The organism is Mucilaginibacter sabulilitoris (assembly GCF_034262375.1).
In the GTDB taxonomy this organism is placed as follows: domain Bacteria; phylum Bacteroidota; class Bacteroidia; order Sphingobacteriales; family Sphingobacteriaceae; genus Mucilaginibacter; species Mucilaginibacter sabulilitoris.
Map to the genome: position 1 here is coordinate 7,090,699 of NZ_CP139558.1, position 18,320 is coordinate 7,109,018.

Consider the following 18,320-nt stretch of genomic DNA (forward strand, 5'->3'; position numbering starts at 1 on the left):
TGTTGCCATACAGTTGTCATTATCATGTACTTATTTTGATTTGCAAACCCTATTGCAGGATTATTTGTATTTTTACATAACAACATGGATTTTAATTTAACATCTCAATACTTCCCAACCGGCGACCAGCCCGAAGCTATCAGACAACTGGTTGAAGGTGTAAATAATGGCGATCCTTTTCAAACCCTGTTGGGGGTTACCGGATCGGGAAAAACATTTTCAATTGCCAATGTTATACAGCAAACACAAAAACCTACGCTGATACTGAGTCATAATAAAACACTGGCCGCCCAGCTTTACGGTGAGTTTAAACAGTTTTTCCCGGAAAACGCGGTAAACTACTTTGTGTCGTATTATGATTATTATCAGCCCGAAGCATTTATACCAACCACCAATACTTATATTGAAAAGGACCTGCAGATAAACGAAGAAATTGAAAAGCTGCGTTTACGCACTACATCTGCTTTAATGTCGGGCCGGCGCGATGTTATCGTGGTATCGTCCATATCATGCATTTACGGTATGGGTAACCCGGACGATTTTGCCGATTCGGTTTTCAAATTTGCCGTGGGCACCCGCATCAGCCGCAACGCGTTCCTGCACCGGCTGGTCGAAATTTTATATGCCCGTACCACGGCCGATTTTAAGCGTGGTACTTTTCGCGTAAAAGGCGATACGGTTGATATTTTCCCGGCCTATCTTGATTATGCCTACCGTATATCTTTTTTTGGCGATGACATTGAGGAACTAAGCTCCTTTGATGTAAGCACCGGCAAAACCGTCGAAAAGATGACGCACATGGTGGTATATCCGGCCAACCTGTATGTAGCCCCGCGCGAACGCTTTCTGCAATCTATCTGGGCCATACAGGAGGAACTGGAAACCCGCAAAAAGCAGTTTATTGATGATGGCCGTTTCCTGGAAGCCAAGCGACTGGAGGAAAGGGTTAACTACGACCTGGAAATGATACGCGAACTTGGTTACTGCTCAGGTATTGAAAATTACTCCCGCTTTTTTGACGGGCGCCAACCGGGGGCACGCCCATTCTGTCTGCTGGATTATTTCCCCGACGATTACCTGATGGTGATTGACGAAAGCCATGTTACCGTTCCACAGATCAGGGCCATGTATGGCGGCGACCGTTCCCGTAAAATATCACTGGTCGACTATGGTTTTCGTTTGCCTGCAGCTTTGGATAACCGTCCGCTGAATTTCCAGGAGTTTGAAAAACTGGCCCCGCAAACCGTTTATGTAAGTGCTACGCCCGGCGACTTTGAACTGGAACAATCAGGTGGTGTGGTGGTTGAACAGGTAATACGCCCAACCGGCTTGCTCGATCCGGTTATTGATGTGCGACCCGTGATTAACCAGGTTGACGATCTGCTTGATGAGGTTGACAAGACTATAAAAATGGGCGACCGTGTACTGGTGACCACTCTTACCAAGCGCATGGCCGAGGAATTAGCTAAGTACATGGACAGACTGGGCATTAAATGCCGGTATATACACTCCGAAGTAAAAACCCTGCAACGGGTAGAAATATTAAGGGGGCTGCGCCTGGGCGAGTTTGATGTGCTGATAGGTATAAACCTGCTGCGCGAAGGACTCGACCTGCCGGAAGTATCGTTGGTGGCCATTTTGGATGCCGATAAAGAAGGTTTCCTGCGTTCTGAACGCTCATTGATACAAACCATTGGTCGTGCTGCCCGGAATGACAGAGGCCGGGTTATTATGTATGCCGATAAGATAACCGATTCGATGCAGATCACGATGGATGAAACCAACCGCCGCCGGGATATACAGATAGCCTATAATACCGCTCACGGCATTACACCGTTAACTGTTGGCAAATCGCGCGAAGAAATTATGGAGCAAACATCTGTTGTTGATTTTAAAGGTGGTGTACAAAAAGCTTATGTGGAGGCCGATGTGGCAACACTAGCCGCCGACCCAATTGTGCAGTACATGACCAAAGCCGATTTGAAAAAATCAATTGATAATACCAAAAAAGAAATGCTTGCGGCAGCCAAGGATATGGACTTTTTACTGGCTGCCAAATTACGCGACGAAATGTTTGCCCTCGAAAAAATGATGGAAGAGAAGTTTTAGATGTGCAGATCTTAGATGTGCAAATAATTGATTATCTTCTCACGTTAATCATTGGTGTGCAATATTTTGAAAGTAAAAATACAGATGGTATGCTTTCAGGTGTAGCTTAAAAAAGTATTTTTTCATCTGCACACCTGCAAATTTGCATATCTGCACATCCATATTTTTATTTGCACCTAAGCCCTAATCATATTAAAACAATTTTAACGTTATATCACTTATATTTGTAAGCTAAAAATTAATTGAGATGCTTCTAATTCGTTTTTTAATCATATCAATCTGCATATTATACATTATACGCAGCCTCATGCGCTATTTAATACCCGTACTTTTTGAAAGCGTGGTAAATAAAGCACAACAGCAGCAACAACGATACCAGCAACAACAGCACCAGTCAACAAGACCTGACGGCGCTATTAAGGTAGATTATATTCCGCAAGGTAAAAAGAGCACCGTTCCCGACTCTGAAGGTGAGTTTGTTGATTACGAAGAGGTAAAATAATAAGTAAATATGCTGCCCAAAGAAGTATTTAACAGAAGAAGACATCATAGTAACACTCCCGAGTCTGTTATGCTCATCTTTGTTAATTACATCGTTATGGCTGTTGCCGTGCAGGGTTTTGCCATGTGCGATAAGATAGGCTGGTTTTTCTGGACCGTGGTAAGCGCGCTGGCCCTCTACAATTTTTTTAGTATCCGCAGAAACTATGAGCAATACAATAAACCCCAGGTTATTGCTTATGCCATTAGCATAGCAGGCATAATAGGTCTGTTTATATTTTTCAGGCTCAGGCCCCACAATTGTTAAAACATTCGTTTAATAACTAATAATTCCTATTCTCATTCAAATTTCTATTTTTGAGGAATATATATTATCCATTTCAAGAAATTTAAATGAACAACTGGTTTAAACGTAATGGTACACATCTGGCCGTTATCGCAATTTTTGTAGCAATATGCTTTTTTTTCCTTACGCCTGCCTTTCAGGGTAAAACATTGGGCCAGAGCGATGTTATAGGAGCCCAATCCACCCAAAAAGAGGTAATGGATTACCGCGCAAAGGATACCACCATACTTTGGACTAACCAGATCTTCGGCGGCATGCCTACCTTTCAAATCTGGGCGCCTTATCCTGATAATATCACCACCCATATCGTATCTGCCATAAAAGCAACGTTCCCAAACCCGGTTGATACCGTACTTATACTTTTGCTGGGTACTTACTTTTTGTTTATTGTACTCAAATTAAACCCGTGGCTTGCTGCAGCAGGCGCTATAGCATTTACGTTTTCGTCATATAATATTATCCTGCTGGTCGCGGGGCACTCCAACCAGGCCTTCGCCATAGCGTTTTTTGCGCCTGTACTGGCCAGCATTATTTTAATACTGAGGGGTAAATATGTACTCGGGGGCTCGTTACTTGCGCTCTTTTTAGCCATGGAAATAAGGGCCAATCACGTACAAATGACCTATTATCTGCTGTTATCGTTAATTATATTAATGGGTATAGAGTTGTACCATGCCATTAAAAATAAAAACTTACAAACCTACTTAAAATCATTAGCCTACATAGGCGGGGCCACCTTGCTTGCATTAGCGGTAAATGCATCAAGCTTATGGAGCACCTATGATTATGGTACAGAAACCATCCGCGGTAAATCAAACCTTACCCAAAGCGCGGCCGAGCCAAGCAATGGTCTTGACAGGGAATACGCCTATCAGTGGAGCCAGGGTGTTGGTGAGTGTTTCACGTTCCTTATCCCAAATGCATACGGTGGCGGCAGCGGCACTGAAGTACTTGACCAAACATCAGAAACGGCTAAGGTATTAATAGCAAAAGGTATCCCTGAAGATCAGGCTGTTAACTATACCCGTCAAATCACTGCTGGAATACCCGGCATGACAACCTATTGGGGTAATAAACCAGGAACAGCTGGCCCATTTTATTTTGGTGCAGTAGTATGCTTCCTCTTCTTATTCGGATTGCTAATTGTAAAAAACCGCGTAAAATGGTGGTTGCTGGCAACAGTAATACTAACCATGTTGCTTTCTTTTGGCAGAAACATGCCGTTCCTGTCAGATATTTTCTTTAATTACTTCCCGCTGTACAACAAATTCCGGGCGGTTGAGTCGATACTGGCTGTGGCCAGCATCTGCTTCCCGATACTGGCATTCCTGGCCATTCAGGAAATTACAGAGGTAAAAGACAAGACTGTTTTAATTAAAAAATTAATGCTGTCGCTTTATATTGTTGGCGGCATTACCCTCTTATTTGCCGTACTGCCCGACCTTATTCTAAGCTTCAGGGCCGAAGATCAGGCAGCGGGTATCAGCACCCTTACCCAGGCCTTTCAAAACAATGCGTCAATGGCCAACGATGTTGCTAACGCCATCATTAAAGACAGGATATCCCTTGCACGCATGGATGCTATACGGTCATTAATATTCGTGCTGTTAACATTTGGTTTAGTATGGGCATTCCTTAAACAGAAAGTAAATGCCCTTACTCTGTCAATTGTATTATTGGCGTTAACACTAATTGACATGTGGCAGATAGATAAACGTTACCTGAAAAATGAAAACTTTCAGGATAAAATAGAAGTTGATCAGGCACTTAAGCCACGTGAGGTTGATCAATTTATTGTAAAGGACAAAGACCCTGACTATCGGGTGTTTGATGCCACAGCCGATTTCCGTTCAGATTCATTTAATCCGTTCTTCCATAAATCAATTACAGGTTATTCGGCTGCAAGGTTAAAAAGGTATGAGGAACTTTATTTAAGCCAGTTTACCAAGAGCATCAACCAGGACGTACTGGACATGCTGAATACCAAGTACATTATCTCGGCCGATCCTAAAACACAAAACGTAAGTATGCAGGTAAACCAAACCGCCTGTGGTCATGCATGGTTTGTAAAAAGCATTAAATACGCTGAAAACGCCGATCAGGAAATGCAGGCTATCAGCAGCTTTGATCCTAAGAACGAGGCTATTGTGGATAAGCAATATAAAAGCGTTATTGACGAAAAGACATTAGGAAACGACCCGGCAGGTAAAATTGACCTGGTAAGTTACTCTCCTGATCATATGGTATATCAAAGTGGTTCTACCGCTTCGCAAATAGCGGTTTTCTCGGAAATATATTATAACAAAGGCTGGAAAATGCTGATTGATGGTGTCGAAAAACCATACTTCCGTGCTAATTACGTTTTACGTGCAGCGCAAATACCGGTAGGCAACCATAAAATTGAATTTATATTCCACCCTACTTCATATTACGCCGGCGAGAAGATCTCATTAGCAGGATCAATCCTGCTGGTGCTGGCTTTAGGTGGTGCTGTTTATACAGAAACCAGAAAGAAACCGGCAGCTAAACCTGCGGCTAAAAAGGCATAAAGGTTTTTCTGCACTCCATCAAAAAAGGCGGCGAATTTAAAATTCGCCGCCTTTTTTTTATTAATCGTTCGTTCGCTTGTTTTTGAGCCAGTACCAGCCCAGGTTAAAACCGATCACGAAATGATTTAAAACGGTGGGGATTAATCCGTAGTATCGTTTCATAATATTAAAACGTTCCTGTAAGCTCTGGCGGTGTTTCTTTTTCGACATGCCCCCTACCAGGTATTTGGCTACATAGCTGTTTACATTCACAATCTTTTTTGCCTTTTTAGCAGCCTTGATTATCCAGTCGATATCGGCACTGAGCTGATAGCGCATATCGTAAGGCTCAGTTAATGTGCGTTTTATATATATAGCCTGGTGGCTTATGCTCATGCCGTATTTAAAATCGAGCCAGGTAAACACTTCAGGGGCTTTATGCCTCCGTTGACCGAGACTTTGTCCTTCATCATTGATCATTTCGGTTTCGCCGTAGTAAATGTCGGCATCGGGTGAGGTGGCAAAAACTTTGGCTACGGTATCAGGGGCATAAAACTCATCACCTGAATTCATAAATATCACATAATCTCCGGTAGCTATAGCCAAACCCTTGTTCATGGCATCATAAATGCCTTTGTCCTTTTCGCTAATAAGCTTACTGACACGGTCGCTGTATTTTTGGATTACCTGAAGGGTACCATCGTTTGACAGACCATCGACAATGATGTATTCAATGTTGGTATAGGTCTGCCCCAAAACAGAAAGCATGGTGCGCTCAATATCGCGAACATTGTTATATACGATGGTAATAACGCTTAGTTTTGGGTTAAACATCCGCGACCTCCTTTTGAAGTAAATTTTCGTAGAGCCGGATATGTTTTTTGGCAATCACCTCCTCCGAGAATTTATTTATCACGCTTTGCCTTGCCTGTTTGTCCAGTTGTTCCTTTTCCGGATGTTTGATGACCCACTCCATACCATCTGCAAAGCTCTCTGCCGAACGATAGGCTGCCAAATAACCGTTATACTCATGCTGTACCATATCAGGTATCCCGCCGGTAGTAAAGGCTACTACGGGGGTACCGCAGGCGAGGCTCTCCATTACGGTATAGGGCAGGTTATCTTCCAACGAGGGGATCAGGAAGGCGTCGGCTGCTATATAGCATTGCGCCAGTTGCTCGTCGTTATTAATGGTACCTAAAAAACTGGTCTTAAACGGAAAATCGGGCACACCTTCGGTTCCCCTGTTTCCAAATATTACCAGTTCTATTTTATCGGCATCAGCACCTAAGCGTTGTTTTAACAGCTCCATGCTCTCCAGCAGGTATTGCGTGCCCTTGTGCAGGTCTTTTCGCGATGGCATAAAGCCGCTCAGGAAAATAAACTTGTCTGTAGGCAGCCCGAACTTTGCTTTGGCCTGTTTTTTATCGGCAGGCTTAAAAACATTAGTTTCGAGTGTATTAGGCAACTGAAAAACAACCTTGCCCTGCATCAGGCTGCTGCTTTTTACCGAGGCCTGCATCCATGAACTGGGTGCTGCTATGGCAAAATCAAGCACATCATAGGCCTTGCGTTTCTGCTGCCATATTTTGTGCGATATATCGTTATCCGAGGCATTAATCAGCAACGGACAGTTACCGCACTCGCGCATATAATGATCGCAGGTGTAGCGCACATGGCAGCCGCCGGTAAAGGCATTGCTATCATGAAACGTCCATACAACGGGTTTATTGAGTTTGGCTATTTCTGCAATGTGCCTGGGATCTAAAAAGCTGTGGTTTATCCAGTGCAGGTGTATGATATCCGCGTTTTTAACATCAGGGTGATGCACAACCGACCTACCGAACCAGGTAAATGAAAACGGTGTACGCGATAAGGGTTTTAAGTAACGTTTGGCCAGTAAGCGCTCCAGAATAATGGTAGCCGCTGTATACGCCTTTTGTAACGGTTTGGAATTAAAAGTGAGTATCTGCGGGTTTTTCCCGAACTTATAATGGACGATAACCTTTGAGTCGATGTTTTGACTGAGCAATGCCTGGTTAAGACGCATACAGGCCCGCCCGGCTCCGCCATTACCATCATACGTGTTCAGGTGCACTACTTTTAACATGCCTCAAAAATACATTTATTCACGTGAACCCAAATAGCAGAGATTTAGCCCATCCGTTGTTTAACAAAACGTACGGCGCGCTGTAGTAAATTACCTTTGCGATGTGTAAGGAAGTATTTTATGGCGTGATATGCCCGTTCGTCTTCCTCAATTACATCGGGAAACTTCTTAACGGGCTGCTGCGAAATATGCACTTCATACATCTTCTCCTTATTAGAATGTACGCCGGTACCGTCGTGCCCGATATTATTAATGAGCGAGCGGGCCGGGTTAAGGGTAAGCCCTCCCTTTAAAAAGATGGAGGCATACCAGCGTATGGCCCATGAATTGTTTTTACCTGCCTTAAACTCCTGTACCTGCCTCCAGAAATTCATTTTGCCCTCAATAGAAAAGCGGATGATATCCAGCGTATCAAACTGAGCTATCAATTTATCAATATCGGGTTCAAAATGGTTCCAGGCACGTGCCCAGGTTGCCCAGCCCCAGCTGGTGGCGGCCCGGTAAAAAAAAGATTCGGGCAGGCCCTTATCTTTCAGGTTATACATATACCCGCCTATATGCATCACTTTTTCTTCGCTGGCATAACGGGTTAGGGCTTCATTAAAATATTGCAGGGCATATGGCGACGACAGCAGGTCATCTTCAAAAACAATCACTTTACCATATTCATATACCAGCTGGGTAACGCCGCTGATAATGGAATTAGCGAGGCCCAGGTTATGATCGCGCACAATGATCTTTATTGATTTAAACCCGGTTGTTTCCTTTGCTATCTGCTTTACCTCTTCTACCTTATCCTTGTCGGCATCGGTTTTGGCGGCATCACAAAAAATATACAGCCGCGATTCCTCTGCAAGTACATTTTTTTGCAAATGGCCAATGGTACGGCGCGTGTGATCAGGCCGGTTATAAACAAATAAGGCAATAGGAGCAAGTTGTTGCATGGGTATTAAAAAATCAGAATAGTTCGGGTTGCTGGCTGGCTTTCTTACACAAAACGGTATAAGCGTTAGCAAATTGTTCGCTTACCCCTTTTCCAAAAACTTTTCCCAACCCCTGCTTAACCGCAAACTCAGCAGCAATACGCAGATTGGTTATAAAACTCTTGTTTTTCTTTTGATTAACATAGGCATTAAAGCGCGTAACATTAGGCTCGGTCATGGATAGCAGGTCATTTTCAATGTCGAAACCTTCGGTACGCAGCAAATAACGCAATGAGGTCGGCGTATAAACATTGATGTGCCCATAAGCCAAAAAATGCTTTATACGTTTATCTACCCCGGCTTTATAATCGCGCGGCACTTCAATTACGCAGTGTTTGGCAACACGTTTAATTTCGCGCAGCAGCATACGTTCATGTTCTACATGTTCCAGCACGTGCGACAGGATAATGAGGTCAAAACTATCATCAGCAAAAGGCAGCTTATAACCGTCAAACACCTGTATCGATTTTAAGTTATTGATGCCACGCGATTTGATATACTCGACCCCGCTGTCAGATATTTCGACCGCACAATACTCGGGCGCGAAGTTTTGGTCAGACAGCCATTTGAGGATACTGCCATCACCTGCACCAACTTCCAGTACGTTATTAAGCTTTAAGCCGCTGCATACCTCAATAATATGCTGCGCCTTATACTTTGCACTAAGCATGCGCCAGGCCTCATCGTGCTGCTGATAAAATTGATCGTACGCGGTTTTAACATTGCCGCTAATAATTGATTCCTGCATGAGTTACGAATGTACAACTATCGCCTTTTTCATTCAAACAAATAATGTTTTTATTAAAAACAAAACTCAAATTAATGCCGGTTCACCTAACAGTCCGGAGCATCAAAACGTTTTATATTATTACACTTTATAAGTAGATAATTTACCAATAAAAAATGGCGATTATGCAGATTTAAAATCTTGGGCAAACCTGAGCGGGATTAGCAATGTGTCTGCGAAAAACGTAACTAACAGATAATTCAATACCTCCTTGTCCGGAGATGGCGCCACTGAAAGCTGATGAATTAAAATCATAGCTAACACCTATTACTACGTTACTAAAATGATAACCGGCATCGGCAACAAAGGCATCATTTACTCTGTACATCCCTCCTAATATTAAGCCCTGATTGTCCTGTACCTTTAATTCTGAATAAACGCCTAAAGCCCTGATCTGATTTTTTTGTTGCTTTATATAAATGGCATGAGGCGTTACATCAAAAAAATCTGTAGCTTTAATACGTACACCGCCATGAAGAGTGTACCTGACCGGTAGCTTACTATTAATACCTTCAGATGCAAAAGGATCTTTTGCCCCGTTAAGATGCGCTATGCTAACCCCACCAAACAAACTCGCTATTTTTGCGGGATCCTCATCATAATAAAATACACCTGCGCTTGCATCAAATACAGTAGCTCCTGTTGCCGAAAAATTTTCGAAATCAGGTGTTGTCGGATCAAACCCTGTTATTGGTCCGTACTGGTTATCAAATTGCAGTGAATTTGGATTAAAGCCTCTGTTGATAACACCGGCCTGCAAACCAAAATGAAGTTTCCGATAGCCGTCGGGCGAGATACTTATCCCATAACCAAAGGATCCATAAGCAGCAAAATAGTTATAACCCGCCGTACCTGCCGCCTGATTAATAATATTAAACCCTATGCTAACTTTATCAGACGTGCGGAAGTCGGCCGATAACGCCCCTGTTCTATATCCTTTATCTACAGTGGGCCATTGATCTTTGAAATTCCCGGTTATACGTGCATCGCCATCCATTATTCCTGTTAAAGCAGGGTTAAGCCATAATGGATAAGCATAATATTGAGAAAAATGCGGATCTACCTGTGCATGCAGTTTAATGACTGCAGCACACTGCAGCATCACAGCTATAAAAATTATTCTTTTTTTCACCTTAACAATGTTATCGACCCCTTCTTAGTCAATTGCTGTCCGTCGTTCATAGTTGCTTTAAGATAGTATACATATACACCTACCGGTTCCCTGGTACCCTTATAAAAGCCGTCCCATCCGTTGGCCTGGTTATTTGAAGTGAATATTAACTCGCCCCATTGGTCATACACATAAAAATTCAAGGTTTTAATATTTTCGCTATGAACATATACTATATCATTATTACCATCGCCATTAGGCGTAAAAGCGTTGGCAACATATATCAGGTTACCTAATGGGCTGGCGGCCGTGCCTGTGACACCCACAGAGCTGCCGCTTAGCTCACAGTCGGTATTGCCAAGTGCGCGTACAACAATGCTCACCTGCTGCATTAAACTCAAATTGGTAATGATGTGTGTAAGGCCGGTACTGCCAGAGCTCGGATTGCTAAATGTTTGACCGTTATCAATGCTAACCTGATAGCCTGTTGCGTTGGCTACGGCACTCCACTTAAAACTTACCGAAGTTGGTGTAGTTTGGTCAACACTTACTACCGGTGCATTTAATGGCTGTAGTATTTGCGCCTGTACCGATTTACGTTCAGATACACAACCGGTAACATTGTTTATTACCTCAGCATAATATGTAGCGGGCGCATTCAGTGCAGGTATTGAAAAACTGTTGCCGGTATAAATTATGTTTGTACCGGATGCATCTGCATACCAGTTTACAGCATAATCGGCAACATTAGCTGTTGCACTTAATTGCGCAGAGGTGCCGGGACAAACAGCAGTTCCTTGTACATTAACCTGCGGTACCTCATTAACAACCACGTTAACAGCCAAGCGTGTTGCTGAAGCACACCCATTATCATTAACCGCTTCTGCATAGTAAGTTACATTGCTTGCTATTGCCGGGGTTTCGAAATTGGCACCTACATAAACCGGAGTAGTGCCAGTTGCCGAAGCGTACCAGTTATAGCTTATCCCGGCCTGCGTATTTAGTATTTTTAAAGATGCTGATAAACCTGAGCAAACCGGTACATTATTTTGCACTGCAATCGGAGTGGGTGGTAAAGGATTGATATCGACCTGAATATTACTCAACGCAGCGCTGCTGCACCCGGAGTTTACTGCTTCTGCATAATAGGTTGTAGTGTTGTATAACTTATCGGTTATGTATGAATCTCCCGTATGTAAAAGAGTTGTTTTGGCAGGCGTGCTATACCAGTTATACACTAAACCGGGCTGTGGATTTTTAACGGATAAGGAAGCTGTACCGCCCGAGCAAATACCTGATGATAACAACTGCAGCATTGGCGCCGCGGGTATGGCAGACATTGTAATATGAACTGTATTACTTGCTAAAGGGACCGTACACGAACCAAAAGTTACTAAACGCCTGTAATAGGCACCCACATTACTAAACGGTGGATCATAGTCTTTTGACGTAGCTCCATTGATATCAATAAAGTTTATATTATCGATTGAGCTTTGCCATTGGTATTTATAAGTACCATTTCCGCCAGATGGTACATTACCGTTAATTACCTCCGGATTACCTGATGTGCAAAACTCCGACACAGCAGGGGGGATTATATTGTTGTTTGTTAGGGATACGGGTGTAACGGTTACTGTGTAATAAGAATCATAATTAATATTACCCTGCACAGTAATTTTACGACGCAACTTAAAAACTGCATTTGAACTGGTTGCTAAAAGGTCAGGTGTTACGTAGTTTTTATTATGGCTGCTGCCCGGCGCTGCAATCCAGCTGTTATTTGAAAATATCTCCCATGAGTAACTTGTAGGGACAGGGTTTGCAATATCCCCGTTTAGTGTTACTTCTGCCCCGGAACAAATTGTAACAGGCGTATAAACCGGGTCGTCAAAAATCACTTTTACAGAATAGTTTAATACTTTACATGCCGAACTGAGTTTATAAGATACAGGGGAAGTGAAGTTTTGCAGTACGCTTGAAGCAGGAGTTAAAGTTGATCCGTTGGTTACAGAAATTGTGGGCTTTAGCGCCGAAACATCTGTGCCGGCAGGCACTTTAATTGTTATTTGAAGATTGGTTTGATCAATTATTGCAGGTATAACCTGCTCGGGAACAGAAAATGATATAATTTTATTATTATCAGTTGCCTTATTTTGAATGTACTTAGCTAAAAAGCTATCGCGTATATAACTTTGAGCAGTTAAATAATAATTGCTGCAACCCGAAGCATCAAAATTTACTGTGGAACAAAAAGAACCAACAAGTAAAACATCATCGTTATTATCAACATATACATTTCGACCTAATGTGTTATCACAGTTTGAATTACCAACGTTAAATGCCCATTTATAATTTATATTTTCATCAAATTTGGCCAAAAATAAATCACGTTCGCCGTGGTAATTCAGAATAGCGGAACCAGCTGGCGATGGATCAAAATCAACGGAGCCGCTAAAATAACCCGAAAGATAAATATAGCCTTCTTTACTGGCTACTAAACCATAGTTATAAATGTTGCTTCCGCTTATATCCCTGGCTACCTGAAAATCTCCATCACTATTATATTTTGCAATAAAAACGTCCTGCCCGCCAAGCGGTGTAAGTGATTGCCCTGCATCAAACGTTAAAGAAGATGAAAAAGGTCCGTCTATATATATATATCGTTGTTGGAATTCACACACACATTGGTGTTATTATTAACCACATCTCCTTTTATAGCCTTAACCCATATCAACTGGCCCGCTGGTGTATATTTTGCCAAAAACGTAGATACTCCATTACCATTTAAATTATGTGCAGCCCCCAACGGGTTGAAATTCACATTACTGCTAAAAGTACCCGAAACAATCACATTGTTGTTTTTATCAACTGAGCAGCTATGAGCTTCGCTATTATTGTTGTCTTTAAGGTCTATTGCCCATGTTACATGCCCTGCGGCGTCAAATTTTACCATTAAACCGTTAAAATTGCCTTGCGCAGTAAACGTTTTATTACCTACGTTAACCGTACCCTGAAATTGAGATACCTCAATTACATTCCCTTGGTTATCTGCCATTATTTTGCCGCCGTACTCAGTACCGGAACTACCTATCGAAGTAGCCCAGGAAAATGCTCCATTTGTTGTAAATCTGATTATAAATGCATCTGAGCCGCCGTTATTCGTTAAATTATGAACACCCGGGCCGGGGTCAGCATCCATTTGCCCCGAGTCAAACTGACCGCTAATGGATGGATTACCATCATTATCAATAGTCATAGAATTTGCCTGGTCAATCCCATCACCACCAACGCTTACGGCCCATATCAAATTTCCGTCAGTTGTGTACTTAGCCAAATAAGTGTCAAAACTTCCGACGGAATTTAATTCATGCACTCCGGCGGTTGGATCAAAATCAACCGTTCCGCTAAATATTCCCGTTATATAAATATTGTTTTGGCTATCGTTAACCACCGCCGACGGGACGCTTGAGCTACCGTTTGGCCCCCCAATGTCTTTGACCCATTCTGGAACAGATATTTGGCATATACCAAACATGGGAAGCATTAATAGCAAAGACAGTAATGCCGCGATAAAGGCAGGTTTAGTAAGTTTAAACATGTAAGGTTAGGTATATTGCCTATGTTTGAATGTACAAAAATCACATTAATTATAACAAATAACTATTATTGTTTAATTAACAAATTTATTTTACTGAGTGTATTATCTATTTTCTCGTTCAAATCACTTGAAATATGACAGTAATAGGTTATTATTATATAAACCAAAGCCGTTACTCCGCTACGCAATATAATATCGGCGTAAACATTGGGTATCCGCCAAAAATATTTGCCAACTGCAAAACTTATTACAGTAATACCAATCACCAAAAGGTGTTTTAACTTAAATGGCTGCATTTTGAAACGGTATTTTATGTAAAACCAAGTGCCAAAGTTTAGCCCGGTTATTGTTAAAAAATATGATACTGCTGCACCCATACCCTGGTACCTTGGTATCAGAAAATAGTTTAACACAATACAAAATATACTTGCAACCATTACAAACCCGGTGATGAGGCGGTACTTATGCGATGTTGTAATGATATAGGTATTTAGCCCGCCGGTTATATCAACCAAAAATCCCAACCCAATTACCAGGAAAAGGTTAAAGTATTTAGGGTCGGTAAAATCTTTGTTGCGGGCCAGCGTATATAAGTTTTCCCTGTTGATCACGATACCTATAAACAACAGGCAGCCTATCACCATCTGGATGATGGAGGTTTTGGCATATACCTCGTCAATATTTTTCATGTTTTTAGATTTCCAGGCATCGGCAACGATGGCATAGGTTGTTCTGCTCAGTGCCTGTGCCGGAACGCTGATAATTAAGGCGATATTAAAATACCAACTGTAAACCCCCTGAACATCATCCCCAGCCATAGAGCTCAGCATTAGTGTATCTACTTTTTGCAGCAGTACATATACAGCGCTTGCTACTAAGGTGAACAGGCCAAAATTGATGATCTCTTTTGTTTTGATCGCGCTAAAAGTATAATCACTTATTTTATGGGTAAACTTTCCGGTGAAAATGATGCTTATTAACAGCAATAAAGATATCAGCCCGTTACTGCCTATATAAAGAAAAATAAAATCTTCAAAATTTATCCACTTAGCCGCTATCATCAACAAAAAGCCGGTGGTAAGCAGCCGTAATAAAATATTTTGTAAAAAATTGGAGTAAATGGTTATATAGATAACCCTGCCGGTCATTTCAAGATAATTAAAAACCACAACGAAAAAGGAGAGCGGTATCAGGTAATAATAGTATCGGGCAAATAAAAGCGAACTATTGGCGTAGGCACCTAAAATAACTGGCTTAAGAATTATATACAATATTGTGGCAATGGAAAATCCAATTAATGAAAGGATAGCTGCCCAATGCATAAATCCATTATGTTTTTTATCATCGGTACGATAAAAGGGGAAATATTTGGCAATGATGCTGGGCCCGCCAACAGAAGCTATCAATGAGTATAAAACCGAAATACTTATTATTAAATTATAAAAACCGTATTGCGCGGCACTGGTAAAAAAAGGAAAAAGCAAAACCGTGTTTATATAGGCTATGGCCATACCGATGTATGATACCATCGTATTTTTATAAACTTGTTTTTTTACTATTCCCATTATCTATATTTAGTATTTTACCCCAATCCGGCCAGTATAATCAATCCTGTTTAGCAACAGGGGCAATTTATTTTCGGCAATATATTCGTCAACCGCTTTGCGGGCGCCTTCCCAGTGGCCATAATCGTCAATAATGATAACGCCACCCGGTACCAATAAAGGGTACAGGTGTTTTAACTCATGCGCGGTTGACTCATACCAGTCTGTATCAAGCCGCAACAAAGCGATTTTTCCGGGCAAAGTTTGCGGTATACTATCCTCTACCTTACCTTTTACATAATGTACTTTACCGGCTGGATAGTTCAGGGTACCTACATTTTTCTGAACTTCTTCCAGTGCCGAGTAACACCAAACCGAGGTTGGGTCATTTTTATCGCTGGTATTCATCAGTTCATCAGCCGCGGTACCGGTAAATACTTTATCATGTTCGGTAGGCTCAGACATGCCTTCGTACGTATCATACAGATATATTTCGCGGTTTTTATCGCCGGTTTTTACCAAGGTGTCAATTGCCGCCATAGTACTGCCGCCTCGCCATACGCCGCACTCCACAAAATCGCCTTCAATATTGTTTTTAACCAGGTAGTTTACCGCGTTAACTAACGAGGCAATACGCTCTGGGGTGGTCATGGTATATGGTTTAACCTTATGATAGGTATCCAGGGTTTCTTTATCAAAATCAGCTGGCAAACCATCAGACACCACCCTTTTATCGGGCTTTACCAAGTCATAACCTAAGTTATTGATGGTTTTATGCATTATTTTTTTTAACATCTTAATTTTGTTTTATTGCTTGTTGAAGTATCGTTGTGAGGGTATTAATGCGGTGCCTGATGTCGTAATTTTCACGGATATGGGCAGCCTCTCTTATACCTAATTCAGAAGCCAATTGTACATCATTAGCTATTTTTATCATATAATCAGCCATGCCTTGTATATCATGTTCGGGCACAAGGTATCCCGTTTGGCCATTAATTACTGCTTCTTTTATGCCCGAGTGCTGGGTACTTACTATGGCCAGGCCCGATGAGCCGGCCTCTAAAATGGTTACCGGTGTACCTTCTTTGTCGCCACTGGCTGCGGTTACCGAGTGCTGTACAAAACAACGCGACTGGCGCATCAGTTTCTTGATCTCATCTGTTTTTAAAACCCCCGTCAAGGTAATATTTTCATCAAGCATCAATTCGGTAACCAGTGCCTTTGTTTCATCAAACAGGGGCCCCTGCCCTACCATCCAAAGTTTGGCGCCGGGAACTTTTTCCCTTACTAATTTAAACGCCTTTACAACTGACGCAGGTGACTTTTTTTCAACAAACCGACCTATAGACAAAAAGTTTTGGCCGGTATTTGAAATATCCAGCTGTGGAAACAGATTGGTATCAACCCCACATGAGGCAAGGTGAATTTTATTGGCAGGTGCACCCAAAACCTGCAGGTCGGTCACCATATCGGCAGATACGGATATAAAAGCGCTGGCATAATTAAATGCTCTTTGATAAAGATCGTGATATGCTTCGACCGTTTTTTTATGATAAACATCGGCGCCATGAAAATGAATAACCAGCGGCACACCCGCTATTTTGCAGGCGCTGGTAACCATAGCGCCCACCATGCCATACTCTGCAAAAACAACATCTGTTTTTTCACGCTTTAAATAATTGACCAGGGCTTTGGTGCGTACTTTTATATCCTTTTTTTTGAATATTTTTTTTTGAATAAGGTAACTTATTAAACCCAGCTTTGAGCGGATAAGAAAATTGCCTTCATGATCATAAACCGGGAATGCGCCACCATAAAGCACCTTTTTATTACCTGGCAGTCTGTTGATATGCTCCTGTACAAAGGTTTCAGAAAAAGCGTCCTTATTGGGCTTTATGATACAAAGATTAAAGGATTCCATTATACGGCCTGACTGTTTTTTTCGGCTATAACCACATAAAGCGAAGCATCGCGGTCGCGCTGCTGCTGCGAGTGTATCTTATCAAACAAACGGATAAAGCTTTGCATGATAAATGCAAAAGGCGGCACCAGAAATTTAGGCAGCTTTAACAGTATGGCATCCTGAAAAAGTTGAATACCACTTGCTGCAAGGCCCATAATGCCATGAAATGAATTCACTTTAAAACCTTCGGCTTCGATTGTTTTTTTCAGACCGGCACTTGTCCACCGCCAATAGTCATAAGGCGTTGGGTGATAGTACCAGTAACCATGAGTAGTTAATATAATTTTACCCCCGGGTTTTAAAATACGCAAGGCTTCTGAAAGATAACTATGAGGCGAATCAACATGCTCCAATACCTGGTTAGACAGAATAATATCGCAATAATTATCGGGCAGGGTTGTTTTACTGTCAAAATCAATATGATGTTCGGCCAATGGGTTCAAATCAAGGTCAACTCCTATGTATTTGCCCACCATAGGTTCAATAACTGAGCGGTAAGGCATATCGCCACAACCAAAATCAATTAGTGTTAACTGTTTATTATTTACAGTCAACTCATTCATCACCTTTAAAGTAGCATCGCGCAGCTTTGTTAAATGTACATACCGAGTTGAAAATAGGGTAGGCTTAAGCCGGCTATTATTATCCATTGAACAAATTTAGTGTTTTTGGCGAGGTTAATAAAAATTCTTCATTGTTAGGTTTAATATAAGCATATAAATAGAAAAGGAGCCGATAAA

The 18,320-nt window shown here is 41.9% G+C and carries 15 protein-coding genes; 4 read left to right on the top strand and 11 right to left on the bottom strand.

Annotation, left to right across the window (positions count from 1 at the left end; translation table 11 throughout):
* The first annotated feature begins 84 nt into the window (after window positions 1-84).
* From uvrB to SNE25_RS29950, 4 genes are all read left to right on the top strand, one after another.
* Window positions 85-2,109, top strand: coding sequence for an excinuclease ABC subunit UvrB (gene uvrB, locus SNE25_RS29935; protein WP_321562676.1), 2,025 nt, complete (start codon window positions 85-87; stop codon window positions 2,107-2,109).
* Window positions 2,110-2,356: 247 nt separating this feature from the next.
* Window positions 2,357-2,611 carry a DUF4834 family protein gene (locus tag SNE25_RS29940; protein ID WP_321562677.1) on the top strand — a complete coding sequence of 85 codons (255 nt, stop codon included), beginning with the start codon at window positions 2,357-2,359 and terminating at the stop codon, window positions 2,609-2,611.
* 9 nt (window positions 2,612-2,620) lie between these two features.
* Window positions 2,621-2,917 (top strand): hypothetical protein, encoded by a 297-nt coding sequence (locus tag SNE25_RS29945; RefSeq protein WP_321562678.1) that lies wholly within the window; start codon window positions 2,621-2,623, stop codon window positions 2,915-2,917.
* A gap of 86 nt (window positions 2,918-3,003) precedes the next feature.
* Complete coding sequence (locus tag SNE25_RS29950; RefSeq protein ID WP_321562679.1) at window positions 3,004-5,505, top strand: hypothetical protein; 2,502 nt, start codon at window positions 3,004-3,006, stop codon at window positions 5,503-5,505.
* 60 nt (window positions 5,506-5,565) lie between these two features.
* On the opposite strand, the gene SNE25_RS29955 is transcribed toward SNE25_RS29950, so the two are convergent.
* The 11 genes from SNE25_RS29955 to SNE25_RS30005 form a co-directional block, all read right to left on the bottom strand.
* Window positions 5,566-6,318, bottom strand: coding sequence for a glycosyltransferase family 2 protein (locus SNE25_RS29955; RefSeq protein ID WP_321562680.1), 753 nt, complete (start codon window positions 6,316-6,318; stop codon window positions 5,566-5,568).
* On the bottom strand, window positions 6,311-7,594 hold the full coding sequence (locus SNE25_RS29960) for a glycosyltransferase family 4 protein (protein ID WP_321562681.1): 1,284 nt from the start codon (window positions 7,592-7,594) through the stop codon (window positions 6,311-6,313). The genes SNE25_RS29955 and SNE25_RS29960 overlap by 8 nt, the downstream gene beginning before the upstream one ends.
* Before the next feature lie 44 nt (window positions 7,595-7,638).
* Window positions 7,639-8,538 carry a glycosyltransferase family protein gene (locus SNE25_RS29965; RefSeq protein WP_321562682.1) on the bottom strand — a complete coding sequence of 300 codons (900 nt, stop codon included), beginning with the start codon at window positions 8,536-8,538 and terminating at the stop codon, window positions 7,639-7,641.
* A 13-nt stretch (window positions 8,539-8,551) separates the two neighbouring features.
* Window positions 8,552-9,325, bottom strand: coding sequence for a class I SAM-dependent methyltransferase (locus SNE25_RS29970; protein WP_321562683.1), 774 nt, complete (start codon window positions 9,323-9,325; stop codon window positions 8,552-8,554).
* Between the two features lie 172 nt (window positions 9,326-9,497).
* Window positions 9,498-10,496, bottom strand: a complete 999-nt coding sequence (locus tag SNE25_RS29975; protein WP_321562684.1) for a PorP/SprF family type IX secretion system membrane protein — start codon at window positions 10,494-10,496, stop codon at window positions 9,498-9,500.
* Window positions 10,493-13,156 (bottom strand): gliding motility-associated C-terminal domain-containing protein, encoded by a 2,664-nt coding sequence (locus SNE25_RS29980; protein ID WP_321562685.1) that lies wholly within the window; start codon window positions 13,154-13,156, stop codon window positions 10,493-10,495. The genes SNE25_RS29975 and SNE25_RS29980 overlap by 4 nt, the downstream gene beginning before the upstream one ends.
* Complete coding sequence (locus SNE25_RS29985) at window positions 13,123-14,073, bottom strand: hypothetical protein (protein WP_321562686.1); 951 nt, start codon at window positions 14,071-14,073, stop codon at window positions 13,123-13,125. The genes SNE25_RS29980 and SNE25_RS29985 overlap by 34 nt, the downstream gene beginning before the upstream one ends.
* A 65-nt stretch (window positions 14,074-14,138) precedes the next feature.
* A complete protein-coding gene (locus SNE25_RS29990; protein ID WP_321562687.1) occupies window positions 14,139-15,638 on the bottom strand; it encodes a lipopolysaccharide biosynthesis protein in 1,500 nt (499 codons plus the stop codon).
* A 9-nt stretch (window positions 15,639-15,647) separates the two neighbouring features.
* Window positions 15,648-16,412, bottom strand: a complete 765-nt coding sequence (locus SNE25_RS29995) for a TylF/MycF/NovP-related O-methyltransferase (RefSeq protein ID WP_321562688.1) — start codon at window positions 16,410-16,412, stop codon at window positions 15,648-15,650.
* A gap of 1 nt (window position 16,413) precedes the next feature.
* Window positions 16,414-17,538: a glycosyltransferase gene (locus SNE25_RS30000; RefSeq protein WP_321562689.1), complete on the bottom strand. Its 1,125-nt coding sequence runs from the start codon at window positions 17,536-17,538 to the stop codon at window positions 16,414-16,416.
* Window positions 17,538-18,230 (bottom strand): class I SAM-dependent methyltransferase, encoded by a 693-nt coding sequence (locus tag SNE25_RS30005; protein ID WP_321562690.1) that lies wholly within the window; start codon window positions 18,228-18,230, stop codon window positions 17,538-17,540. Before SNE25_RS30005 ends, SNE25_RS30000 begins: the two co-directional genes overlap by 1 nt.
* Window positions 18,231-18,320 lie beyond the last annotated feature (90 nt).